The organism is Kitasatospora sp. NPDC034533 (assembly GCF_055575155.1).
This window is the reverse complement of sequence record NZ_JBVITE010000063.1, coordinates 24,855-48,416: the sequence shown is the minus strand read 5'-3', so window position 1 is coordinate 48,416 and position 23,562 is coordinate 24,855. Positions and strand designations below refer to the sequence as shown.

22 protein-coding genes and 1 riboswitch are annotated in these 23,562 nt (G+C 72.8%); of the genes, 11 read left to right on the top strand and 11 right to left on the bottom strand.

The window, feature by feature from the left end; translation table 11 throughout:
- Positions 1-84: 84 nt before the first annotated feature.
- The 5 genes from alc to ACZ55U_RS31670 form a co-directional block, all read right to left on the bottom strand.
- The gene (gene alc / locus ACZ55U_RS31690) at positions 85-1,290 is read right to left on the bottom strand and encodes an allantoicase (protein ID WP_465531646.1); all 1,206 of its coding nucleotides are present in this window, start codon (positions 1,288-1,290) and stop codon (positions 85-87) included.
- A 119-nt stretch (positions 1,291-1,409) separates the two neighbouring features.
- Entirely contained in the window at positions 1,410-2,786 is a 1,377-nt protein-coding gene (allB, locus tag ACZ55U_RS31685) for an allantoinase AllB (RefSeq protein WP_465531644.1), read from the bottom strand.
- A 246-nt stretch (positions 2,787-3,032) separates the two neighbouring features.
- The gene (locus tag ACZ55U_RS31680; protein WP_465531642.1) at positions 3,033-4,175 is read right to left on the bottom strand and encodes a glycerate kinase; all 1,143 of its coding nucleotides are present in this window, start codon (positions 4,173-4,175) and stop codon (positions 3,033-3,035) included.
- 361 nt (positions 4,176-4,536) lie between these two features.
- Positions 4,537-5,424, bottom strand: a complete 888-nt coding sequence (locus tag ACZ55U_RS31675; protein ID WP_465531640.1) for a 2-hydroxy-3-oxopropionate reductase — start codon at positions 5,422-5,424, stop codon at positions 4,537-4,539.
- A 181-nt stretch (positions 5,425-5,605) separates the two neighbouring features.
- Complete coding sequence (locus ACZ55U_RS31670) at positions 5,606-6,451, bottom strand: TIM barrel protein (protein ID WP_465531638.1); 846 nt, start codon at positions 6,449-6,451, stop codon at positions 5,606-5,608.
- A gap of 240 nt (positions 6,452-6,691) precedes the next feature.
- Here ACZ55U_RS31670 and ACZ55U_RS31665 point away from each other — a divergent pair, with 240 nt between their 5' ends.
- The 7 genes from ACZ55U_RS31665 to ACZ55U_RS31635 all read left to right on the top strand — a co-directional run bounded on the left by ACZ55U_RS31665 (position 6,692) and on the right by ACZ55U_RS31635 (position 12,856).
- Entirely contained in the window at positions 6,692-6,946 is a 255-nt protein-coding gene (locus tag ACZ55U_RS31665) for a thiamine-binding protein (protein ID WP_465531636.1), read from the top strand.
- The gene (locus ACZ55U_RS31660) at positions 6,943-7,323 is read left to right on the top strand and encodes a helix-turn-helix domain-containing protein (protein ID WP_465531634.1); all 381 of its coding nucleotides are present in this window, start codon (positions 6,943-6,945) and stop codon (positions 7,321-7,323) included. Before ACZ55U_RS31665 ends, ACZ55U_RS31660 begins: the two co-directional genes overlap by 4 nt.
- Before the next feature lie 288 nt (positions 7,324-7,611).
- Positions 7,612-8,115 carry a 2-oxo-4-hydroxy-4-carboxy-5-ureidoimidazoline decarboxylase gene (gene uraD, locus ACZ55U_RS31655; RefSeq protein ID WP_465531632.1) on the top strand — a complete coding sequence of 168 codons (504 nt, stop codon included), beginning with the start codon at positions 7,612-7,614 and terminating at the stop codon, positions 8,113-8,115.
- Positions 8,116-8,241: 126 nt separating this feature from the next.
- Entirely contained in the window at positions 8,242-8,577 is a 336-nt protein-coding gene (gene uraH, locus ACZ55U_RS31650) for a hydroxyisourate hydrolase (protein WP_465531630.1), read from the top strand.
- A 31-nt stretch (positions 8,578-8,608) separates the two neighbouring features.
- Positions 8,609-9,529 (top strand): factor-independent urate hydroxylase, encoded by a 921-nt coding sequence (gene pucL / locus ACZ55U_RS31645; protein WP_465531628.1) that lies wholly within the window; start codon positions 8,609-8,611, stop codon positions 9,527-9,529.
- A gap of 370 nt (positions 9,530-9,899) precedes the next feature.
- Positions 9,900-11,399, top strand: a complete 1,500-nt coding sequence (locus tag ACZ55U_RS31640; RefSeq protein ID WP_465531626.1) for a nucleobase:cation symporter-2 family protein — start codon at positions 9,900-9,902, stop codon at positions 11,397-11,399.
- A 71-nt stretch (positions 11,400-11,470) separates the two neighbouring features.
- Positions 11,471-12,856 (top strand): 8-oxoguanine deaminase, encoded by a 1,386-nt coding sequence (locus tag ACZ55U_RS31635; protein ID WP_465531624.1) that lies wholly within the window; start codon positions 11,471-11,473, stop codon positions 12,854-12,856.
- A 264-nt stretch (positions 12,857-13,120) separates the two neighbouring features.
- On the opposite strand, the gene ACZ55U_RS31630 is transcribed toward ACZ55U_RS31635, so the two are convergent.
- On the bottom strand, positions 13,121-13,507 hold the full coding sequence (locus ACZ55U_RS31630; RefSeq protein WP_465531622.1) for an allophanate hydrolase-related protein: 387 nt from the start codon (positions 13,505-13,507) through the stop codon (positions 13,121-13,123).
- Positions 13,508-13,636: 129 nt separating this feature from the next.
- Positions 13,637-15,289, bottom strand: coding sequence for a malate synthase A (gene aceB / locus ACZ55U_RS31625; RefSeq protein WP_465531620.1), 1,653 nt, complete (start codon positions 15,287-15,289; stop codon positions 13,637-13,639).
- Positions 15,290-15,492: 203 nt separating this feature from the next.
- Here aceB and ACZ55U_RS31620 point away from each other — a divergent pair, with 203 nt between their 5' ends.
- Both ACZ55U_RS31620 and ACZ55U_RS31615 read left to right on the top strand, forming a co-directional pair.
- Entirely contained in the window at positions 15,493-16,290 is a 798-nt protein-coding gene (locus ACZ55U_RS31620) for an IclR family transcriptional regulator (RefSeq protein WP_465531618.1), read from the top strand.
- A 391-nt stretch (positions 16,291-16,681) separates the two neighbouring features.
- Positions 16,682-17,290, top strand: coding sequence for a hypothetical protein (locus ACZ55U_RS31615; protein ID WP_465531616.1), 609 nt, complete (start codon positions 16,682-16,684; stop codon positions 17,288-17,290).
- Between the two features lie 107 nt (positions 17,291-17,397).
- Here ACZ55U_RS31615 and ACZ55U_RS31610 read toward each other — a convergent pair whose 3' ends face one another.
- Complete coding sequence (locus ACZ55U_RS31610; protein WP_465531614.1) at positions 17,398-17,994, bottom strand: hypothetical protein; 597 nt, start codon at positions 17,992-17,994, stop codon at positions 17,398-17,400.
- A 15-nt stretch (positions 17,995-18,009) separates the two neighbouring features.
- Positions 18,010-18,158: riboswitch (cyclic di-AMP (ydaO/yuaA leader) on the bottom strand.
- A gap of 251 nt (positions 18,159-18,409) precedes the next feature.
- Positions 18,410-19,729 carry an esterase/lipase family protein gene (locus ACZ55U_RS31605; RefSeq protein WP_465531612.1) on the bottom strand — a complete coding sequence of 440 codons (1,320 nt, stop codon included), beginning with the start codon at positions 19,727-19,729 and terminating at the stop codon, positions 18,410-18,412.
- A 210-nt stretch (positions 19,730-19,939) separates the two neighbouring features.
- Between ACZ55U_RS31605 and ACZ55U_RS31600 the strand changes: the two genes are divergently transcribed.
- On the top strand, positions 19,940-20,269 hold the full coding sequence (locus ACZ55U_RS31600; RefSeq protein WP_465531610.1) for a phenolic acid decarboxylase: 330 nt from the start codon (positions 19,940-19,942) through the stop codon (positions 20,267-20,269).
- A gap of 151 nt (positions 20,270-20,420) precedes the next feature.
- Here the strand turns inward: ACZ55U_RS31600 and ACZ55U_RS31595 are convergent, their stop codons facing one another.
- Both ACZ55U_RS31595 and ACZ55U_RS31590 read right to left on the bottom strand, forming a co-directional pair.
- Complete coding sequence (locus ACZ55U_RS31595; protein ID WP_465531608.1) at positions 20,421-21,563, bottom strand: alpha/beta hydrolase; 1,143 nt, start codon at positions 21,561-21,563, stop codon at positions 20,421-20,423.
- A 298-nt stretch (positions 21,564-21,861) separates the two neighbouring features.
- Complete coding sequence (locus tag ACZ55U_RS31590) at positions 21,862-22,482, bottom strand: TetR family transcriptional regulator (protein WP_465531606.1); 621 nt, start codon at positions 22,480-22,482, stop codon at positions 21,862-21,864.
- Between the two features lie 138 nt (positions 22,483-22,620).
- Here ACZ55U_RS31590 and ACZ55U_RS31585 point away from each other — a divergent pair, with 138 nt between their 5' ends.
- Positions 22,621-23,385: an SDR family NAD(P)-dependent oxidoreductase gene (locus ACZ55U_RS31585; protein WP_465531604.1), complete on the top strand. Its 765-nt coding sequence runs from the start codon at positions 22,621-22,623 to the stop codon at positions 23,383-23,385.
- The last annotated feature ends 177 nt before the right edge of the window (positions 23,386-23,562 follow it).

The following is a 23,562-nucleotide window of genomic DNA, read 5'->3' as shown; positions in this document are numbered from 1 at the left end:
GGTGAACGTCCTGTGGGCTCTGATCCGTGACGGACGGTGCTACCAAGGCGACCTCCCAGTCACATCAGCGGCTTGACAACAGCATTAGGAGGTGACGAGCGTCCGCACGACGGTCACGGCCGGGTTCTCGGACGCCCGGTCGGCCAGCGGGCGGGCGGCGGTCAGCGCTGCGGCCTCGTCCGCGGCGAGACCCGCGCCGGTGAGGGCCGCGACGGCCTCGGCAGCCGGAAGCGCGTCGAACCAGCGCAGCGCGAGGGCGGCGAGGCCGGCCTCGGTGAGGCGGCCGGTGAGCCGCAGGCGGGCCAGCCCGCCGTCGGGGTAGACGTTGATCCGCACATGGGTCACCGGGCGCCCGGCGGCGAGCCGGAAGCGGTGCCGGGTGTCGGGCTGGAGCCGTGTGCGGGGCAGGAGTTCGAACCACTCGCCGTCGGCCGGGTCGGCCCCGGTCGAGGCGTCGAAGCCGAGCAGGTCGGCCCAGCCGGGGGCATTGCCGACGAAGTAGGACGTGTCCACCTCGACGGCCAGGACCTCACCACCCCCGGCCAGGGCGATCCGCACCCAGTCGTTGGCCTTGTCGCGCCGACGCCGGGTCTCCCAACCGTCGCCCATGACGGAGGCGCGGCCGGGAGCGTTCAGGTTGTGCGGGGAGGAGAAGTAGCGGTCGGACGCCGCCTCGGCCACGCCGCCGAACTCCTGGGCGGCCAGGTCGAAGGTGAGGCCGGCCAGGTCGCGCGGGTCGGGCAGCACCTCGCCGTGCACCCGCAGCCGGGCGACGCCGCCGTCCGGGAAGATGTTGAGCCGCACGTGGGTGTAGCGGGTGCCGTCCGCGACGGCGAACTCGTGGGCGGTGTCGCCCTTCAGCGGGGTGCGCGGCACGACCGTGGTCCACTCGGCGTCCCGGAGCTCCTCGGGTGACGGGTGGCCGGGGACGGACGCGGCCTCGACCGAGGCGGACTCCGGGTAGTTGCCGGTGAAGTGGGCGGTGTCCACGATCACGCCGCGGATCACTCCGGCGGCGCCGAGCCGCACGACCGCCCAGTCGTGGTCCTCGTCGGTGGGGTGCGGCTGCTCGGCGGAGACTCCGCGGCGGCGCTTGGACTCCCAGCCGTCCATGATCTGGCCCTTGTGCCCGAAGGTGTGCGGCCGGAACTCGGCGGGCTTGGCGACCAGCAGGTTCTCCGCGTCCGCGAAGGTGTCCTCGTTGGTGGCGACCACGCCCGCGCCGAGCAGGCGGGAAGCCAGGTCGACCAGCTCGGTGAAGGGAGCGCTCGGGGTGTCGGCAGTGGTCACGGACTGACTCTCCTTGAGGCGTGATCGAACGGGGCAGTGGTGTGGAGGGTGGTGGAGTGGCGACGGCGAAGTGGACGGCGGCGGGCTGGGGACGGTGGCGGGCCGGGGGCGGTGGCGGGTCAGGAGGCGGTGGCCGCCCGGGCGGCGGGCCGGGTGAGCTGCCGGCCGAAGGGCCGGCCCGCGGGGTCCACCTCGCGCCCGCGCAGCCAGGTGCCGCGCACCGCTCCGACGAGGGTCCGGCCGGCGTAGGGCGTCACGGGGTTGCGGTGGTGCAGCCCGCTCGCCCGGACCTCGAACGCGCCGTCGGGGTCGAAGGCGACCAGGTCCGCGTCGTGGCCGGCCGCGATGGCCCCCTTGGTGCCGGTGAGGCCGACCAGTCGGGCCGGGCCGGCGGACATCCAGCGCACCACGTCGGCCAGGGTGTGGCCGCGTCGACGGGCCTCGGTCCAGACGGCCGGCAGACCCAGCTGGAGCGAGGCGATGCCGCCCCAGGCGGCCGCGAAGTCGCCGCTGCCGCCGTACTCGGGCAGCAGCTTGAGGTCCGGGGTGGACGGCGAGTGGTCGGAGACGACGGCGATGAACTCGCCGTTCGCCAGGGCCTCCCAGAGCGCGTCCCGGTTGGACTCGTCGCGGATCGGCGGACAGCACTTGAAGGCGGTGTCGCCGTCCGGCACCTGCTCGGCCGCGAGGGTCAGGTAGTGCGGACAGGTCTCGGCGGTCACCCGCACCCCGTCCGCGCGGGCCTGCCGCAGCATCGGCAGCACGGCGGCCGAGGACACGTGCAGGATGTGCACCCGGGCGCCGGTGCGGCGGGCCGCGTCGAGGAGCCGGGCGACGGCCGCGGTCTCCGCGTCGGCGGGCCGGGAGGCCAGGAAGTCCCGGTAGTGGACGCCGGGTTGCTGCGGGGCGGCGGCGAGCACGCCCGGGTCCTCGGCGTGGATGATCGCCAGCGCCCCGATCCGGGCCTGCTCGGCCAGCGCGGCCTCCAGGTCGGCGGCCTCGACGTGCGGGAACTCGTCCACCCCGGAGGGGGCGAGGAAGCTCTTGAAGCCGAACACGCCTTCCTGGTGCAGCGGTTCGAGGTCCGCGGTGTTGCCGGGGACGGCCCCGCCCCAGAAGCCGAGGTCGACCCAGGCCTGGCCCTCGGCGGTCTTCCGCTTGACCGCCAGCCCCGCCACCGTGGTGGTGGGCGGGATCGAGTTGAGCGGCATGTCGATGATCGTGGTGACGCCGCCGGCTGCAGCGGCCCGGGTGGCGGTGGCGAAGCCCTCCCACTCGGTGCGGCCGGGCTCGTTGACGTGCACGTGGGTGTCGACGAGGCCGGGCAGCAGGGCGGTGTCACCGAGGTCGGTGAGCTCGCCGCCGCCCGCCGCGAGCGAGCCGTGCGGGGCGGTCCGGGCGATCTTCCCGTCCTGGATCAGCACGTCCGCCGGGCGCTCGCCGTCGGGCAGGACCACCCGTCGGGAGCGGATCACCGTCGGCTGGCTGAAAGGCATGGGGACCTCCGGAACCTGGGAGTTGGGGGTGGTTCGAGGGTTGTTCGAGGCCGCTACGAGGGTGCACCGAAGTTGCGTCGAACCGCGGGGAGATGCGTCGGAGATGCGTTGGAGGTGCGTCGAGGATCGCTTCGAAGGCCGCTGCCGGGGCCGGCTCCCGGGCCGTGGAACGCGGGAGGTGGTGAGCGGTTGCCGGGAGCCTAGGGCCGCCTTCAACAAAACGTCAATGGATGGAATCGGCCGGGTTCAGCACGGCAGCAGCCGGCCGGCCAGCCGCTCCCCCGCGAGTTCGGCCAGCTCGGCGGCCCTGGTGATGCTCTCCCCCGGGTGCTCGGCCAGGTCGGTCAGGGCGATCGCGGCGGCGAAGCCGGCGGCCCGCCATTCCGGTTCGGAGAGCTCCAGCCGCCCCGCCACGGCGGCCACCCGGACCCCCGCCCGGGCGGCCGCCGCCGCGACCCCGGCGGGGGCCTTGCCGTGGAGCGTCTGCGCGTCCAGGCAGCCCTCGCCGGTCACCACGAGGCACGCCCCGCGCACGGCGGCGTCGAAGCCCAGCAGGTCGAGCAGCAGCTCGATGCCGGGCCTCATGGTGGCACCGAGCAGTGCCAGGGCGGCGAAGCCCACCCCGCCCGCGGCGCCCGCGCCGGGAGCCTCCCGGACGTCGCGCCCCGCGGTCTCGGCGACCAGGTCGGCGAACCGGGTCAGCCCCTCCTCCAGGACGATCAGGTCCCCGTCGTCGGCGCCCTTCTGCGGGCCGTAGACGGCGGCGGCGCCGCGCGGCCCGAGCAGCGGGTTGTCCACGTCGCAGGCCACCACGACCTCGACGCCGGCCGGCACCCCGGCGAGCGGGCCGAGGTCGATCTCCGCGAGCCGGCGCAACGCCGCTCCACCGGGCGGGAGTTCGACGCCGTCGGCGTCCCGCAGCCGCACCCCGAGCGCCTGGAGCATGCCGGCGCCGCCGTCCGTAGAGGCGCTGCCGCCGAGGCCCAGCACGATCCGTTTGGCGCCGAGCTCGACCGCCTTGGCGATCAGCTGGCCGACCCCGTGGGAACCGGCCGCCAGCGGGGCCGTCCGGCCGCCGGGCAGCCGGGCCAGGCCCGAGGCCTGCGCCAGTTCGACCACGGCGGTGTCGTCCCGGACGGCGAGCGCGGCGTCCACCGGCAGACCGGTCGGACCGGCCACCTTGGCCGGGACCCGGCGGAAACCGGCCGCGAGTGCGGCGGCCAGGGTGCCCTCGCCGCCGTCGGCGACGGGCAGTTCGCGCACCTCGGTACCGGGTGCGGCCCGCCGGATGCCCGCGGCGATCCGGGCCGCCGCCTCGGCGCCCTCCAAGGTGCCTTTGAACTTGTCGGGGGCGACGACCACATGGCCCTGGTGGGGGATGGGGGGCATGGCGCGTCCTCGCTTCCGTACGGGTCCGGCGGCGGTCCGCCGATGTGCGTCCAGCATGTGCCCCGTGGTCCGGGGGTGCGACCCCCTCCCCGCCGTTCCCTCGTCCCGCTTCCGACGTACGAGAGCTCCCCTCGGCGGGGAGGAGGCCGGGCGACGCGTACCGGGCACGACCGAAGTGCCCTCTGGGGACGTACGCGTCACCGGCTTGGATCGACCGGCGGACGGGCGGATGAGCCCCGGCTCGCCCGCCGGTCGGGTCCTGGCCTCCTGACGGCGCGGGCACGACCGGATGAGGTACACGCCGCCAGGAGGAGTTCGGGCCGGGGGCTCCGCGCGGGAGCCCCCGGGAGTGGCGCTCGGGCTACTTGACCTCGCGCCCGGAGAGCCGCTCGACGCCACGCAGGAGCGCCGAGTGGTCGAGCGAGCCGTCGCCGTTGGCCCGGGCGGAGGCGACCAGCTGGGCCACCACCGCGCCGACCGGCAGCGCGGCGCCCACGGCACGGGCGGCGTCGGTGACGATGCCCATGTCCTTGTGGTGGAGGTCGATCCGGAAGCCCGGGGCGAACTCGCGGTCGAGCATGTTCGCCCTCTTGCGGTTGAGCACGGTGGAACCGGCCAGTCCGCCGCCGAGCACGTCCAGCGCGGCCGCGAGGTCGACCCCGGCGTTCTCCAGGAACACCACCGCCTCGGCGAGCGCCTGGATGTGGACCGCGACAATCAGCTGGTTGGCGGCCTTGACGGTCTGCCCGGCGCCGGCCGGACCGACGTGGACGACCGTGGTGCCCAGCGCGTCGAACAGCGGCTTCGCCTCGGCGAAGTCCTCGGCGCTGCCGCCGACCATGATCGACAGCACCGCCTCGACGGCGCCCGCCTCACCGCCGGAGACCGGGGCGTCCAGGGTGCGGATGCCCTTCTCCCGGGCGGCGGCCTCGACCTTGATGGAGGTCTGCGGGGTGATCGAGGACATGTCGATCACCAGGGTGCCGGGCGCGGCGTGTTCCAGCACGCCGCCCTCGCCCAGGATGACCTGCTCGACCTGCGGGTCGGCCGGGACCATGGTGATGACGACCTCGGCGTCCCGCACCGCCTCGGCGATGTCGGCGGCGCCGTGGCCGCCGGCCGCGACCAGGGCGTCGATCGGCGGCCGGGTGAGGTTGAAGCCGGTGACGTGGTGGCCGGCCTTGACCAGGTTGGCGGCCATCGGGCTGCCCATGATGCCGAGGCCGATGAAGGCGATCTTGCGGCTCATCGCGTCGAGTTCCTTACGTGTGCGGGTGGGGGTCGGGCGGGTCGGCGGGTCGGCGGCGCGCGGCTCGACGGCCGCGCCGCGCGGACGGCGGTCCGGCCGGAAGGTCCGGCCGGAGGGGCCGGCCTTGCTGTGCGCGGCCGTGTCGTTCGGCCTCGCTGCGCGGCCGCGTCGCTCGGCCTCGTTACTTGGCGGCGCGCAGCTCGCGCGGCAGCCACGCGAAGCTGTCGGCGCTGACGCCGGTGGAGGGGCGGTACTCCAGACCGATCGAGCCCGTGTAGCCGGCGGCGGTGAGCCGGGCGAACAGCTCCTCGAAGTCCAGTTCCCCGGTGCCCGGCTCGTTGCGGCCCGGGTTGTCGGCGATCTGCACGTGGCCGATGCGGTCGGCGTGGGTGTCGATGACCGCCGCCAGGTCCTCGCCGTTCTTGGCCAGGTGGTACAGGTCGCAGAGGAACCTGGCGTTCCCCAGGCCGGTGGCGGCGTTGACCCGGTCGACCACCTCGACCGCGGCGGCGGCCGTGACCAGCGGGTAGTCCGGCGACTCGGCCCCGTTCAGGGCCTCGATCAGCAGGACGGCGCCGATCCCGTGCGCGGCCCGGGCGGCGAGCACCAGGTGCTCCAGGGCGAGCGCGTCCTGCTCGGCCGGCTCGACGCCCTCGACCCGGTTGCCGTACAGCGCGTTGAGCGCGGTGGCACCGAGCGAGGCGGCGAACTCCGCGGCGACCGGGACGTTGGCGCGGAAGCGGTCCCGTTCGGACGGCACCGAGACCGTCCCGCGGGCGCCCTTGCTCAGATCGTCCAGCAAGTTGAGGCCGCTCAGCCGGACCCCGGCGTCCGTGAACGCCTTGCGCAGCGCGTCCAGTTCGGCCTTCGACGGGTCGTGCTGCTCGCCGAAGGGCCACCACAGCTCGGCCGCCGTGAAGCCGGCCGCGGCGGCCGCGGCGGGGCGCTCCAGGAGCGGCAGTTCGCCGAACAGGATCGACAGGTTGACCGTGAAGTCGTGCTTGGCAGCCGCTGTCACGCCACTCACCTCTCAGCTCTCTTCCGTCATCCGCAACTTCCACGATCCGGAAGAGGGATTCTGTGTGGTGGAAGCATCTCCGGCCCGTCGAGCGGGTGTCAAGGGAGTCGCAACATTTTGTTGAAGCAGCGTCGAAGCGGCGCCGCGGCGATGCGCCGGAGACGCGCCGGAGACGCGCCGCCCGAGGGCCGGACTGTTCGATCACCCGGCCCCTGCCCGGCCCGGCACCCCGCTCGCTACAGTGACCCCGTGCGATTGATGGTGGAGTTCACGACAGAACCGTTCGAACTGGACACGTTTCCGGAGCACGCCGCGGCGGCCCGCACGGTCGTCGACGAGGCCGGCCTCGACGTGTCGGTCGGGCCCTTCGGCACCAGCGCCGAGGGCGGGGCCGAGCAGGTCCTCACCGCGGTGACCAAGCTGCTCAAGGAGACCCTGGACGCCGGGGCGACCCGGATCTCGGTCCAGGTCAGCGTGCTGGGAGAGGAGGGCGGTACGCCGTGACCGAGAACGTGGAACACCCGCTCGCCGCGGCGGTGAAGCCGCTGCTGGCCGCGGTCGGCGCGACCCCCGTCCCCCTGGACGAGGCGAAGCCCGACGACGTGGTCCTGGAGTGGGAGGGCGTCCCCGCCCTGGCCGTCCGGCTGCCGCACCTGAGCAGTGCGCTGGACCGGATGCTGGCCGAGATGACCCGCCAGTTCGACGGCCGCCCGCTGGCCGAGCTCGACCGGCTGGAGAAGCAGCGGGTGGTCGCCCTGCTGGAGGAGCGCGGCGCCTTCACCGTCCGCCACGGCGTGGAGACGGTCGCCTCGGCCCTGGGCGTCAGCCGCTTCACCGTGTACAACTACCTGAACCGCCAGGACGGCTCGAAGTCGTCCTGACCTTCGGTGTCGCCCTGACACTTCGGTGTCGCCCTGACACTTCGGTACGGCGCGGCGCCCTCCGGGGCGCGCGCGACCTCCTCCGGGGGCTTCCGAACGGGTGACCCCGCCGGCGCGGCAGGACTGGATCGGCCTGCGGCGGGGCACACTTGGCGAATCGCACGCGAATGGGCCCGGCACCCCAGGCCCGGTTCAAAACGTGACCACCAAGCGTTCAACAAAGTGTTGACGACCGGGTGGGGTCGATCTAGCTTTTCCGGGTGGCACCACTCTTCAGGAGGTCCACTCGTGACCAACCACCCCCACACCCTCGACTCCCTGGCCGCGGCCGACACCGCGCGGTTGACGGAGATCCTGCTGGAGGTATGCTCCAGCCCCCGCTGGGCCGCCGCCGTCGCGGAAACCCGCCCCTGGCCCGACCGTGAAGCCCTGCTCGCCGCCAACGCGGCGGCCATGGCGTCGCTGACGGCCGAGGACCTGAACGACGCGATGGCCGGCCACGCCCGGATCGGCGAGCCCATAGCGGGCGACGCCACCTCGGAGCGCGAACAGGCCGGAATCCACGGCGTGGACCAGGCGATCCTCGACGAGCTGCACGAGGCCAACGCCGCCTACGAGGCCAAGTTCGGCCACGTGTTCCTGATCTGCGCGACCGGCCGCACCGCGATCGGCATGCTCACCGCCCTGCGCGAGCGCCACCCCAACGACGCCGCCACCGAGGCGGAGATCGTCCGCGGGGAACTGCGCAAGATCAACGACATCCGGCTCAACCGCCTGCTCGACGCCTCCTGACGTCCTCTGACGTCCTCTGACGTCCTCTGACATCTCGTCAACTCGTCGAACGGCACGGCCCCCCCGGGCGTCTCGCCCTGGAACTGACGCGCCATCATTTCTGCCATCAGTAAGGTCACTTCACCCATGACTGGCATCTCCACCCACGTGCTCGACACCAGCCTCGGCCGCCCGGCCGAGGGAGTCCCGGTCGAGCTCGCACTGCACACCGAGGGTGGCTGGCAGGTGCTCGGCACCTCCGCCACGGACTCCGACGGCCGGGTCAAGGACCTGCCGGCCGTGGAGGCGGGCTCGGTCGTCCGGCTGCTCTTCGACACCGGCGCGCACTACGCGCTCCGGTCCGCCGAGCCGCCGTTCTTCCCCGAGGTCTCGATCGTCTTCACGGTCGCGCCCGAACAGCACCACTACCACGTGCCGCTGCTGCTCAACCCGTTCGGATACTCGGTCTACCGCGGAAGTTAGTGGACCGACCTTGATACCTAGGAGCCACGTCATGGCCCACGTGCTCGGTCAGAACCAGTACGGCAAGGCGGAGAACCGCATCGTCCGGATCACCCGCGACTCCACCCGGCACGAGATCAAGGACCTGAACGTCTCGGTCTCGCTCCGGGGCGAGTTCGAGGACGTCCACCTCACCGGGTCCAACGCCAACTGCCTCCCCACCGACACCACCAAGAACACCGTCTACGCCTTCGCCAAGGAGTACGGCATCGAGTCGGCCGAGGCCTTCGGCATCCTCCTGGCGCGCCACTTCGTCGACGACACCGAGCGCGGCGTCGTGCACGGCGCCCGGATCCGGATCGAGGAGTACGCCTGGGACCGGATCAGGACGCCCGACAGCTCGGCCCGCTTCATCGGCTCCGAGGAGGTCGGCCACTCCTTCGTCCGCAGCGGCCAGGAGGTCCGCACCAGCGAGATCGTCTACGACGGCGAGTCCGTCCAGGTGATCTCCGGCCTCAAGGACCTGGTCGTCCTGAACTCCACCAACTCGGAGTTCTGGGGCTACATCAAGGACGACTACACCACCCTCCAGGAGGCGTACGACCGCATCCTCGCCACCCAGGTCACCGCCCGCTGGAAGTTCGGCTACAGCGGCGGGGCCGGCGAGGCCCAGCCCAACTGGAACCGCTCCTACGCTCAGGTGAAGCGGCACATGCTGGAGGCGTTCGCCGAGACCTACTCCTACTCGTTGCAGCAGACCCTGCACGCGATGGGCACCCGGGTCCTCAACAACCGCGCCGAGGTGGACGAGGTCCGTCTCGAACTGCCCAACAAGCACCACTTCCTGGTCGACCTGAAGCCGTTCGGCCTGGAGAACGACAACGAGGTCTACTTCGCCGCGGACCGCATGTACGGCCTGATCGAGGGCACCGTGCACCGCGAGGGCGTCGTCCCGGTCATCCCGGTCGCCTGACCTCCCCCACCGCGTGGACACCGCCCGGCACCGCCGCACCCTCCGGTCCCCCACGGACCGGCCGAGTCCGGGCGGCCGCTCCACCCGCAGTGACCGCTTCGGCCGTTCAACCCGCTCCAGCCGCTCCATTCGCTCCATCCGCCTCATTCGTTCCACCAGCTGAACCCGTACCAGCGGATCCACCCGCACCAAGCGTTTCTCCACCCCCACCCACCGGAGTTCGTGTCTGCCTCGCGGCGGCCGGCCCGGGGCACTGGAGAGCCCGGCCGAGGGGCCCTTGCACCGCCGTCCCGCCCTCGGCCACACCGGCACCAACCGCACTCCAGCGTCACGGGCGCGCCGGGAGCCACGGGCACAAGAGGGGCTCGACATGGCACCCAGCAACACCAGCAGTACAGACGGCGGTTCCACCCCAGCAAGAGCGCACGGACCGGACGGCGCGTCAGCCCGGCTCCTCGGTGAGCCGTCCGGCTCCGGAACCCACCCCGTGGACGAGTTGCTGCCCCCGGTGAAGCTGATCTCCACCGGGCTCCAGCACGTCGCCGCGATGTACGCGGGAGTCGTCGCACCCCCGCTCATCGTCGGCGCCGGCGTCGGGCTCTCCCCCGCCGAACTCGCCCTGCTCATCTCGGCCAGCCTGTTCACCGCCGGACTGGCCACCCTCCTCCAGACCCTCGGCATCTGGAAGATCGGCGCCCGCCTGCCGTTCGTGAACGGCGTCTCCTTCGCGGGGGTCGCGCCCATGATCGCGATCGCGAAGGGCTCCATCGAGAGGACGGGGGGAACGAAGGACGCCCTCCCGGTCATCTTCGGAGCGGTGATCGTCGCGGGGCTCCTGTGCTTCCTCGCGGCGCCGTACTTCTGCAAGCTCATCCGGTTCTTCCCCCCGGTCGTCCAGGGCACCGTGATCACCCTCATCGGGGTGTCCCTGCTCCCGGTGGCGGTCAACTGGGCGCGCGGCGGCTCGCCGAGCACCCCCGGGTACGGCTCCATGCGGGCCATCGGCCTCGCCGCGATCACCCTCGTCGCGGTGGTGCTCTGCAACCGGCTGCTGCGCGGCTTCTGGCAGCAGCTGTCCCTGCTCATCGGCCTGGCGTTCGGCACCCTGATCGCATTCCCGCTGGGGCTGGCCGACTTCGGTGCGGTCAAGGACGCGAGCATCTTCTCGCTGCCCTCCCCCTTCCACTTCGGCGCGCCCGTCTTCGACGCCGCCGCGATCGTCTCGATGTGCGTCGTCATGGTGGTCTCGATGACCGAGTCCACCGCCGACATGCTCGCCCTCGGCAAGATCGTCGACCGCGAGGCCGACGAACCGACCCTCGCCGCCGGCCTGCGGGCCGACGGCCTGGCCACCGCGCTCAGCCCCGTCTTCAACGGCTTCGCGGCCAGCGCCTTCGCCCAGAACATCGGGCTGGTGGCGCTGACGAAGATCCGCAGCCGCTTCGTGGTCGCGGCCGGCGGCGTCATCCTGGTCCTGCTGGGGCTGTTCCCCGTGCTGGGCTCGATCGTCTCGCTGGTGCCGCAGCCCGTGCTCGGCGGCGCCGGGATCGTGCTCTTCGGCACGGTCGCGGCGAGCGGCATCCGCACCCTCGCGGAGGCCGGGATGGAGTCCAGCTCGAACACGATCCTGGTGTCGGTCTCGCTCGGTGTCGGCATCATCCCGATCGCCGTGCCGGCGTTCTACGACTCCTTCCCGGAGGCCGTCCGGACCCTGATGCACTCGGGGATCTCGGCCGGCTGCGTGATGGCCGTACTGCTCAACCTGCTCTTCCACCATGTCGGAGCCGCCCGCCGAGCCGGATCCGGCCAGGATTCCGGTACGGCGGTGCCCACGGTCCCCCAGGTTCCGACTGCGGCGACACCGTCCTGACCGGTACGGCGAGGGGGCGCGCGCCACTGGGTACGCGCCCCCTCTCGGCCCTTCCCCAGAGGAGGCACACCATGGCAGTCCAGCCCCCGCCCGCCGACCGGCGGACCGTGATCGAGAACGTCGCGATCGCCACCGTGGACACCGACGACACCGAGTACGCCCGCGGCCACGTGGTCGTCCTCGGCAACACCATCGAGGCGGTGGGCGACGGCCCCGCCCCGGCGGGGCTGGACGGCGTGGTGCGCCGGATCGACGGTGAGGGCCACCTGGCCACCCCCGGGCTGATCAACACCCACCACCACTTCTACCAGTGGATCACCCGCGGCCTGGCCCAGGACGACATCCTGTTCGACTGGCTGGTCGCCCTCTACCCGACCTGGGCGCGGATCGACGAACGGCTCGTCCACGCCGCCGCCCAGGGCTCCGCCGCGGCGCTGCTGAAGTCCGGCTGCACCACCGCCGCCGACCACCACTACGTCTTCCCGAAGGACGGCGGCGACGTCCTCGGGGCCTCCGTCGAGGCCGTCCGGGAGCTCGGCCTGCGCTTCACCGCGCTGCGCGGCTCGATGGACCTCTCCGAGAAGGACGGCGGGCTGCCGCCGGACCACGCGGTCGAGGAGCCGGACGACATCCTGGCCGCCTCCGAGGCCGCCGTGGACCGGTACCACGACTCCTCCTTCGGCTCGATGCTGCACGTCGCCCTCGCGCCCTGCTCGCCCTTCTCGGTCTCCACCGAGCTGCTCCGCCGGTCCGCCGAACTCGCCCGCCGCAAGGGTGTCCGGCTGCACACCCACGGCTCGGAGACGGCGGAGGAGGAACGGTTCTGCCGGGAGCAGTTCGGGATGGGCCCGACCGACTACTTCGAGTCGGTGGGCTGGCTCGGCGAGGACGTCTGGATGGCGCACTGCGTCCACATGAACGACTCCGACATCGCCAAGTTCGCCGAGACCGGCACCGGCGTCGCCCACTGCCCGTCCTCCAACGCCCGGCTGGCAGCCGGCATCGCCCGGGTGCCCGACATGCTCCGGGCGGGCGTCCCGGTCGGGCTCGGGGTCGACGGCACCGCCTCCAACGAATCCGGCGAGTTGGGCACGGAGCTGCGCAACGCGCTGCTGATCAACCGGCTGCACGGCTCGCCCGCCGCGCTGACCGGGCGGCAGGCGCTGCGGCTGGGCACCATGGGCGGTGCCCGGGTGCTCGGCAGGCAGGACGAGATCGGCTCGATCGAGGCCGGCAAGCTCGCCGACCTGGCGCTGTGGAAGATCGACGGGCTCATGCACTCCTCCATCGCCGACCCGGTCGCCGCGCTCACCTTCGGCGCGCTGCCTCCGCTCGCGGTGCTGCTCGTCAACGGCAACGCGGTGGTCGAGCAGGGGCGGCTGACCACCGTCGACGAGGACCGGATCGCTCGCGACTGCGCCCGGGCCGCCCGGGAGCTGGCAGGCCGCCGGGGGTGAGGGCCGGCGGGCGGGTGACGGATGTCAGCTGACAGATAACAGATGACAACTTTCGTCATCTGTCAGCTGACATCCGTTCGCCGCGCGTGGACACCGGCGCGGCCCCGGACCCCAACGCGTGGGTCCGGGGCCGCCGACGCAACGGGGGACCAGCGGGACAGGTGTCAGGCGCACGACTGACAGCGAACAGATAACAGATTGCAGATAACAGATGACAGATGACGAAAGTTGTCAGCTGTCATCCGTCCGTCCTCTGTCGCTCCCTCAGGCCGTTCGCCCCAGCGTGGCCAGGTAGGCCCGCCAGCCGCCGTGGTGGGTGATCTCGCGGTGCACGCCGCGCTCCACCTCACCGCGGGCCAGCAGCATCGACAGGCAGGCCGAGCCGTCCTCCAGCTCGATCACTCCCAGCTCCAGCTCGCGCGGCTCACCGGGGAGGATGACGTCCCGCAGCCGCTCCAGGCTGATCTCGTACAGCTCGCCCTCGATCGAGGTGTTTGCGGCGGGGTCGCGCAGCAGTCCGGGGCACACGTCGTCGATGGAGAAGAAGCGGTAGCCCGGCGCGGTGCGCGCCGACCCGATCAGCGAGTCGGCGACCTTGGCGTGGAAGGGACCGCCGACCATCGCCTGACCGTTGAAGAACATGCGAGCCATGGTTCAACTCCTGTGCTGCGGAACGAGGATGACGTCCCGTGCGGCGGCGGAGGACAGGTGGATGCGCCGCCGCACGGAACGCGAGGGTGGACCCGCCCGAGCGCCGTTGGCCCGGCGGGTGGTCTGGACTCAGCCCAGCAGCGGAAGCGCCGGCAGGGTCAGGAAGTCCGCGAACTCCTCGGCCAGAGCGACCTGTTCGAAGAGCTGCGCGGCCTCGCGCCAGCGGCCCGCACCGTAGGCGTCCTCGCCCAGCTCGGCGTGGAGTTCCGCCAACTCCGTGGCGACCAGGGTGCGGACCAGCTCGGCGGTGACCTTCTCGCCGGTGTCGGACAGCACGACCCCGTTGTGGATCCACTGCCAGATCTGCGAGCGCGAGATCTCGGCGGTGGCGGCGTCCTCCATCATGTTGAAGATGCCGACCGCGCCGATCCCGCGCAGCCAGGCCTCGATGTAGCGGATGCCGACCTGGACGGCGTTGTGCAGCCCCACCCGGGTGCAGCTGCCTCCGGCGCCGGCGATGTCGAGCAGGTGGGCGGCGGTCACCGGCTCGGACGGGCCGGGGTTGTCCTTCTGGTTCGGCCGCTCGCCGAGCACCGCGTCGAAGGACGCCCGGGCGATCGGCACCAGGTCGGGGTGGGCGACCCAGGAGCCGTCGAAACCGTTTCCGGCCTCCCGGTCCTTGTCCGCCTTGACCTTCTCCAGCGCGGCCGCGTTGACCTCGGGGTCGCGGCGGCTCGGAATGAACGCGGCCATGCCGCCGATCGCGTGGGCGCCGCGCCGGTGGCAGGTCTGCACCAGCAGCCGGGTGTAGGCGGCCATGAACGGCGAGGCCATGGTGACGCCGTTGCGGTCCGGCAGGACGTAGTGCGCGCCGGCGTCGCGGAAGTTCTTCACGATCGAGAACAGGTAGTCCCAGCGTCCGGCGTTGAGGCCGGCCGCGTGGTCGCGCAGCTCGTAGAGGATCTCGTCCATCTCGAACGCGGCGGTGACGGTCTCGATCAGCACGGTCGCCCGGACGGTGCCGTACGGGATGCCGAGTTCGGCCTGGGCGTGGGTGAACACGTCGTTCCACAGCCGGGCTTCGAGGTGGCTCTCCGTCTTCGGCAGGTAGAAGTACGGGCCGGAGTTGGGGTCCTCGGCGCCCTTCGCCAGCAGCCGGGCGGCGTTGTGGAAGAAGTAGAGGCCGAAGTCGACGAACGCGCCGGCCACCGGGGTGCCGTCGACCAGCAGGTGGTTCTCGTCCAGGTGCCAGCCGCGCGGGCGGACCACGACGGTGGCGAGTTCGGCGGCGGGCTTGAGGGCGTAGGCCTTGCCGGCCGCACTGGTGAAGTCGATCCGGCCCTCGAAGGCGTCGATCAGGTTGACCTGGCCGCTGACCACGTTCTCCCAGGTCGGGGAGGTGGCGTCCTCGAAGTCGGCGAGCCAGACCTTCGCGCCGGAGTTGAGCGCGTTGATGACCATCTTGCGGTCGGTCGGACCGGTGATCTCCACCCGGCGGTCCTGGAGGGCGCGGGGCGCTTCGGCGACCTTCCAGTCCCCGGCCCGGACGGCGGCGGTCTCGGGGAGGAAGTCCAGCGTGCCGGTGGCGGCGATCTCGGCGCGGCGGGCCTTGCGCCTGGCCAGGAGTTCCTGCCGGCGTTCTTCGAAGGCTCGATGGAGCCCAGCGACGAAGGCGAGCGCCTCCGGAGTGAGCACCTCCTCCGCCCGGTGGACGCGAGGACCGGCGACAGTGACGGCCGGAGCGACGGGGGAGGCGCCGACGGGCCCCTGATCTGCAGCCATGGGCAGGACACTCCTAAGACGGTTGAACCTGGCGAAGGGAGCTCCAGTGGGAACTTCCTCGGGGGAACTTCCACGATCCGGACCCGCCTACCGGCGAGTTCGATTCTGTAAAGTGGAGAGTAGTTTCCGCGATACAGAATTTCAACGGTTTGTTGAAGAGATCGCCGGGACTCTACTCCTCCCCGACAGCGAAGGGAACGCCGGTGGCCGCGACCCCCGACCCAGCATCGACGACAGGCACCAACCGCGCGAGTGGCGGCGTGCAGTCCGTCGAGCGCGCCTTCCAACTCCTGGAGGCGCTGGCCGACTCCGGCGGCGTGGCCACGCTCAGCGAGCTCTCCACCAGTTCCGGCCTCCCGATGCCGACCATCCACCGGCTGGTTCGTACCCTCGTCCAGCAGGGCTATGTCCGCCAGGACACCGCGCGCCGGTACACCCTCGGTCCCCGGCTGATCCACCTCGGCGAGACGGCCGGCCGGCTGCTCGGCAGCTGGGCCCGCCCGTACCTGGCCGAGCTGATGGAGGCCACCGGCGAGACCGCCAACCTGGCGGTGCTGGAGGGCGGCGAGGTGGTGTACGTCGGCCAGGTGCAGTCACGCCGCTCGATGCGGATGTTCACGGAGGTCGGCCGACGGGTGCAGCCGCACTGCACCGGCGTCGGCAAGGCGCTGCTCGCCCAGTTGCCCGAGGACGAGGCACGCACCGTGCTCGGCCCCAATCCGCTGCCCGCGCACACCGAGTACACCGTCACCGATCCTCAGGAGCTGATGCGCCAGCTCGCCGAGGCGCGCGAGCGCGGCTACGTGGTCGACGACCAGGAGCAGGAGATCGGCGTCCGCTGCATCGCGCTCGCCGTCCCGGGCGCGCCGACGCCCACCGCGCTGTCCGTCTCCGGCCCCGAGGCCCGCATCCGCGCCCTGGAGGAGCAGGCCGGGGCCGCCTCGCTGGTGCCGGTGATGCACCAGATCGCGGCCCGGCTGGGGCAGGTCCTCGCGCCCTGACGCCGCGTCAACCTCTCTTGACTCCCCTCGCCGGCGCACGTGGTCACGTCGGTGCGCCGCGTCATCCGTTCGGGCGGACGACGGGCGGGTTGTCACCCGGCGACGGCGCCGGCTCCGCCACCCTGGTGCCGACGCGGCCCGCGACGGCGCGGGCTGCCGGGACGCGAGGACAGGGTGAGCGGGGATGGAGCAGCAGGACCGGGACGTGCGGGGCCAGACGGCACAGGGCGCCGAGGTGCGGCGCGGTGAGGGTCGGAGCCGTGAGGGTCGGGTCGGTGAGGGGCGGGGCCGTGGCGGTCGGGACGGTGGCACGCGGCGCGCCCCCGGGAGAGGCGGGGGCTTCGGCGGCGCCGGACTCGTCGCGGCCGTGGCGGCGGGGTGCGCGGTGACGATGCTGGCCACCGACCCGTCCTGGGCGCTGCGGCGGCCCGAGCCCCGGCCCGCGGTGGAGGTCGTCGTGCCGGGCGCACCCGGTGCGTCCACCCTGCCCGCGCCCACGACCTCCGAGGCCACCACCCTGCCCGCGCCGGTGACACCCGGGGTCTCCGAGGCCACCACCCTGCCCGCGCCGACCGCCGACCGCCCGTCCCGCGCCGACCTGGAGGTCGTCCGGCTCGACCCGGACGCGGCCGCCCCCGGCGGCACCACCACCGTCCGCGCCTTCGTCGGCAACCGAGGCCCGGGCACCACGGCCTCCCCGTTCACCGTCCTGGTCACCCTGCCCAAGGGGGTCACGCCCGAGGGCCCGTACTTCCCGTCCGACTGCCGGGTGCTCGGCCGCAACCGCGACCAGGGCCGCGTCGTGCGGTGCTCGTTCGAGCCCGGGCTGCGGGAGGGACGCAGTGCGACGGCCCTCGTCCCGGTCCGGCTCGACCCGGAACTGCCGGTGGGAACGCTGGGCGGGGGCTCGGTCGAGGCGCACGGCGCGGACGACCCGGACGAGAGCAACAACCGGCAGCCGTTCGACATCACGGTCGTCGCGCCGGCCGCCGGCTCCTGAGCCGCGCGGTCCTGCCGGTGGGCGCTCGCCGCCGACCGCCCACCGGTGGACGGCCCCGCCCCGCACCCGCCGCCGAGCGGTCGGGGATCGGGGGGCGGGGATCGGCTCTACCGGCTCGGGGTGGCCGGGGTCCGCGTCGGCGTCGGGGTTCCGGCGGCGGCGACCACCAGCTGCTGCGCGGCCAGGTCGTGCCAGGTGCCGTCGAGGTCCTGCCAGAAGCCGAACTGGGTGTACGTCCCGGCCGGCAGGGTGCGCGCGGCGCTGGTGAGGTCGAACCCCTCCGGGCAGATCCGCACGTCGGACGCGTGACCGGGGAAGTCGAGGTTGTTGCCACGGGCGTCGCGCACGCCCACCCCGACGGTCTTCGCGGTGACGCAGTCCGAGGAGTGCAGCCCGAGCGTGGCGGCCGCAGCCTTGCCCGCGACCATGGCGGCGGGGGCCAGGCGGTCCTGGGTGACGGCCGGCGCGGCGGCTACGTGGACACCGGTGGCGGGCTGAGCACCGGTGGCGGCCTCGGCGCCGGTGGTGGCCTGGGCACCGGTGATGGACGGCAGCCCGAGCAGGCCCGCGCCGCTGAGGGCGAACGCCCCGGCGGCGGCGAGGACCGCGTTGCGGCCGCGGTGGGACGGACGGGCGTGGCGCGGTGCCCGGCGGCGGCCGGGTACGAGCGCGGGCCTGCGCGTGGAGCTCTCGGGCGTGGACATGCGGTCACCTCGGCGACGCCTGCGAGGTGAGCTGTCGGGTTCGGGCTGAGGTCGCCCGGCCGCCCGGGGAGCGGCTTCACCCCTAGCCGCGGCCCGCACGCGGGAGCGTACGGGCCGGGCGCTGACCTTGGTTCCCCCGCTCCCGTCCGCTGTGGTACTCGGTGGCCCGCCGACGGGTGGACAGGACTCGGCGTCCCGGCGACGGGGTCCGCGAGGGCGGACGACCGTTGCAGGCTAGGCGGGCCGTCCGTGAACGGACAACTCGGCCCGGCCGGTTGTCGCGCAGGTCACAGTGGTGTCGATCAACGACGCCGGATCGCAGTCGAGTTGATCGAGTTCCGGGAGCGGGAGGGGCCAGGAGGGGAGGACGTCGGGCCGAGTCCGCCGCGTGTGGCTCGGCCTGAGTCCGGTCCGGTCAGCCGAGCCAGGCGTCGACCTGGCTCTCCGCCTCCGGCGCCCAGGCGAGCTTCATGTGGTTGAGACCGCTGAGCAGCCGGGTGCCGCCGACCGTCGCGATGCCGGTGGTGTCCAGCGCGCTCGCGGTGAACACCAGGCCGTCGCTCGGCCCGCGGTTCTCGTTGAGCACGCCCGGGATGTCCGCCGACCCGCCCGCCAGCAGGTAGGTGCGCACCGAGGCCGGGATGCCGGCCTGCCGCAGCGGCGCGATCAGCGAGCCCGCGTCGATCGCCGCCTGGATGCCCTGGCCGGAGGTGTAGAAGCCCTGGCCGCCGTAGTAGGTGGTCCACCAGTCCTGGGCGGTGGAGTCCACTCCGTAGGTGCCGTCCCAGCGGGCGAGCAGTTGGCGTTGGCCCGGGAAGCAGTCGTGTCCGCCGCTCGGCAGGACGCCGAGGCAGGGCTGCGCGGTGTACGTGCCGTAGCAGGTCATGTAGAGGTGCGGGGACGGCGCGTTGGCGGTGCCGCCGCAGGCCGGCCAGGTGGCCAGGTCGAAGTCCCAGCCGTGCGCGTACACGTAGTCGAGCCCGCCGTTCGGTCCGCCGAGGGTGATCAGGCGGCGCACGTCACCCGCGTAGGACCTCCCCCAGGAGGGCTTCACCGAGGACACGTACGCGCGGGCGGCGACCTCGCCCTTGCTCCACGCCACCACGTCGACCTGGGAGACCCCGAGCCGGTCCCGGATCAGCGCGACGGCGTCCCCGACGGCCTGCGCCTGGAGCAGGTTGTCTCCGTGCTTGTGGGCGAAGCCGATCGCGAAGACCCGGTGGCCGGTGCCGGACAGGTACTGGGCGAGGCCGGTGGACGGGCAGCTCGCGGCACCGCAGGCGCCGCTCTCCCCCGGGTTCGCCCAGGCGCGGTCGGCGTTGTCGTTGGCGCCGTGGACCAGCAGGACGGGGGTGGCCTTGCCGCCGGTGTCCCAGCCGGTGGCGGAGTAGAGCAGGAAGCGGGCGGAGGAGGGCCGACCGGTGCCGAAGTACGTCCGGCGGGCGCCGTCCTGGTCGCCGCGGCCGTCGGACGGGAACTGCTCGGTGCGGAAGCCGGGCGTGGCGTCGAGGTAGCGCTCGACCTTGGCCCAGCCGTTGCCGGGGGTGGGGAAGGTGGCTTCCAGGGTGAGGGGCGCGGTGGTGGCGGTGTTCGCGGTGGTGGCGGTGGTGGCGGTGTTCGCGGCCTGGGCGGCGGTGGGGGTGCCGAGGAGGGCGGCGGCCAGCACCAGGAGCACGGCGGCGAGGGCGGTGGGGGCGCGCCTCGTCGGGGCGGGGCATGTGGGGGTGCGTCTCATGGCCGGACGCTAGGGCCGCCGACCGGCCGTGCCCATGTGCCGGTCGCACATCCCGACGGCCGGGCGGTGGCGGACCGTACCGTGGCGAGCACCTGACCGAGTGCGCCCGGTCGGATAAATTGGAAGTCTGACATCGTCCGCAGTGCACAAGAGCGGCGAGCCCGACCGGAGGCTCGCCGCGACCTCACAGGAATGAGGACCCGCCCCACCATGACCGCGTCCCTGCCCGCCTTCGCCGGCCGCACCTACCTCTTCCGGGCCGACAACGGCGCGGCCTTCCGCAACACCTACTCGGCCGACGGCACGCGGCTGCGCTGGGAGGGCCTCGGCGAGTCCGCGGGCCAGTGGGAGGACGTGCGATTGCACGTCGCCGAGGTCGCGCCGGAGGTCTACTTCGTCAGCTGGACCGAGCAGAGCGGGATCACCGTCAGCCACGTCATGGACCTCGGCAAGCTGACCGTCCGGGCCTTCTGGACCTTCGAGGGCGAGGGCGGCCGGGTCGGCGAGTTGCACACCGGGACGCTGGAGCGGGTGGCCTGAGCGGCGGGACCGCTGGGCGCGAGCCGAACGGTTCCTGAACGTACGAACGACGGACCGAACCCCGGGGCTGTGGCTTCCGGGGTTCGGCCCGTTTCCGCTTCGGTCCGCTCGGCCCGCTCGGCCTGTTCCGGCTGTTCGGAGGGGCTCCCGCTCAGACGGGCTGGCCGGGCACCTTGAGGTGCTGGGAGAGCCACTCCAGCGAGGAGGGCAGCAGGGCGCTCCAGGTCTCGAAGTTGTGGCCGCCGTTCTCCAGCATGCTGTACGAGACCTTCATCGGGCTCTGCACGGCGTTGACGAAGGACTCGGTCTCCTGGCGGTAGTTGCCGTCGCCCTTCTTGGTGCCGGCCAGCAGCACGGACACCTCCGGCTGCGGCAGGTTCTGCAACCGCCACATCAGGTTGGCCTCGTCGCGGCGCTGTTTGCTGCCGCCGAACAGGTCCCCCGTGGTCGGGTCGTCCGCGGCGTCGTAGTAGGCGGAGAGGGCGACGGCGGTCGGGAAGACGTCCGGGTGGCGCATGGCCAGCTTGAGCGCGCAGTAGCCGCCGGTGGAGTTTCCCATGAAGGCCCAGGCCTGCGGGTCGGTGGAGACCCGGAAGCTGGCCTCGATCGCCGAGGGCACGTCCTTGGTGAAGTAGGTGTCGGACTGCGGGCCGTTGGGGACGTCCTCGCACTCGGTGTCCTGCGGCAACGCGGGCGAGGGCCGCATCAGGACCATGACGGTCGGCTGCATCCGCCCCTCCTGGAGCAGCTTGAGCGCCGCCCCCGGGTAGTTGAAGCGGGTGATCAGGTTCTCGGCGATTCCTGGGAATCCGGTGCTGACGATCACGGCCGGGAACTGCTTCTGCGCGTACTCCGGCTGGAAGTACTGCGGGGGCAGGTAGACGTAGCCCTCGGTGGACAGGCGGCTGACCGCACCGTCGATCCGGACCTTGCGGATCTCGCCGGACTGGCTGGGCTCGCGCCCCATCGCGCCGCCGCCCTTGACCGCGGCCTGGCCTATCGTCTCCACCATCAGCCGGCCGGAGGCGTCCGCCTTGTTGTGGATCACCACCGGGCCGGCGTCTCCGGTGCCCAGCAGGTCGTCCCAACTGCTGTAGAACGCGAAGTAGTTGTTCGCGACCAGGCCGAGCGCGGCGAGCACCGCGAGCTGCGTGGCGAGCAGCGCGCCGATCCGGCCGAGCACCGCCTGCCAGGTCCTCTTCGCGAGTCTGGGCCACAACCAGACCGTGCCGCCCATCATCACGACCGCGATCAGTGCGGTCAGCGCCAGCACTTTGTGGCTCGTCAGACCCATGTCCCGCTTGCTCCCACGCCTCGAACTCCAGCCCCTCCGCTGGGGACATCCAGGGCGGCCACCCCGGTTCCCCCGCCGGGGCGCGAGCACCAACCCTAGCGGTAGCTGGGAGGAGGCTGATCGCGGCTGGGAGGTGACGGGGAGTGGGGCGGGCCGGTGACAACGTTCAGATAACAGATTTCGAAAGTTGTCATCTGAAATCTGAAAGCTGAAATCTGTCCGCTGTCCCCTGTCCGCTGTCCGCCACCCAGGTCCGCGGCGGGGGCCATCGCCCGACCCGCCGCAGGGGATCCCGAGCTCAGCCCACCCGCTCCCAGAGCCGCAGCCCCGCCGTGAGCTCGCGCATGCAGCGCGCGCCGAGGTCCTGCGGGGAGCCCGGACCGGTGAGGGCGGCGTCGGAGGCGGCCCACTGCTCCAGCGCCACCCGGATCGCCGCGCTCGCGGCGGCGGCCGCGAGCCTGATCTCCACCGGATCGGTACCGTCCGGGCAGCGCTCGGCGAGGGCGGCGCGCAGGCGCCCCTCCGAGTCCGCGTGGACGCGCTGCCAGGTGGCACCCAGCTTCGGATCCCGCAGCAGGCCCCGGGCCCACCGCATCATCTCGGCCCGCGCCTCGTCGGCCGGAGTCAGCGAGGCGACCGCCGCGCGCTCCAGCGCGTCCCGCAGCGGGAGGTCCGGCGGACTCGCCGCGAACAGTTCCACCCACTCCTGCCCGCCCGCCGCGAGCAGCGGAGCGACGGCGTCCTCCTTGACGGAGAAGTACCGGTAGAAGGTGCGCAGCGAGATCCCCGCGGCGAGCGCGATCTCCTCCGCGGTGGTCGCCTCCGCGCCGCGCTCGGCGAAGAGCGCGGCGGCGGCGCGGGCGATGTCCAGCCGCGTGGCCTCGCGGCGGCGCTGGGTCAGGGTCGGGCGTCCGGTCACGGAGCCCAGCCTACGCGGGTGGATGCCATGGCGGCATGAAGCGTCAAGCTGGCACGAAAAGACTTTTTGGCATGACGTGCCACTGAGGCGTACCGTGTCTTTCGAGGTCGAGAGGCCACGAACGAACGGAGTACCACCATGGAGCGCTTCAGCGGACGGAACGTCCTGATCACCGGCGGCGGCTCGGGCATCGGCCAGGCCACCGTGCACCGGATCCTCGCCGAGGGCGGGAAGGTCGTCGCCGTCGACGTCAACGAGGACGGCCTGAAGAAGACCCTGGACCGCGCCACCGCCGAGGGCACCGCGGACCGCCTGGCCATCCAGGTCCTGGACATCTCGGACGAGGCGGCCGTCGTCGCGGGCGTCGCCGAGGCGGTCGCCGGCCTGGGCGGCCTGGACGTGCTGGTCAACGCGGCCGGCATCCTCCGCTCCTCGCACACCCACGAGACCACCCTGGAGTTCTGGAACAAGCTCCTCGCGGTGAACCTGACCGGCACCTTCCTGATGACCCGCGAGGCGCTCCCGGCGCTGCTCGCCGGCGGCAAGGGCGTGGTGGTCAACTTCAGCTCCACGTCCGCGAGTTTCGCCCACCCCTACATGGCCGCGTACGCCGCGACCAAGGGCGGCATCCAGTCCTTCACCCACGCCATCGCCTCGGAGTACTCGAAGCAGGGCCTGCGCGCGGTGAGCGTCGCACCGGGCAGCATCGACAGCGGCATGACCCACAACCCGGGCCTGCCCGCCGACGCCGACTTCAGCCTGCTGGCCAAGCTCTCCCCGGCCCTGGGCCAGGGTTTCGCCGGCCCGGAGACGGTCGCCGGGGTGATCGCCATGCTCGCCTCCGACGACGGCGCCTTCGTCACCGGCACCGAACTCCGCATCGACGGCGGCACCCACATGTGACCCCCGCCGGTCCGGTCGACCGCGGGGCCTGCGCCTTCCCCCGTACGGCACAGGCCCCGCCTTCACGCATCCTGACGCGGTTCCCGACACAGTTCCCGACTCTGTTCCCGGCGCGGTCGGCTTCCGGGCGCGGTCGGCTTCCGGGCGCCGCCACGGTCGGGGCGCCGTGAGCGGCGG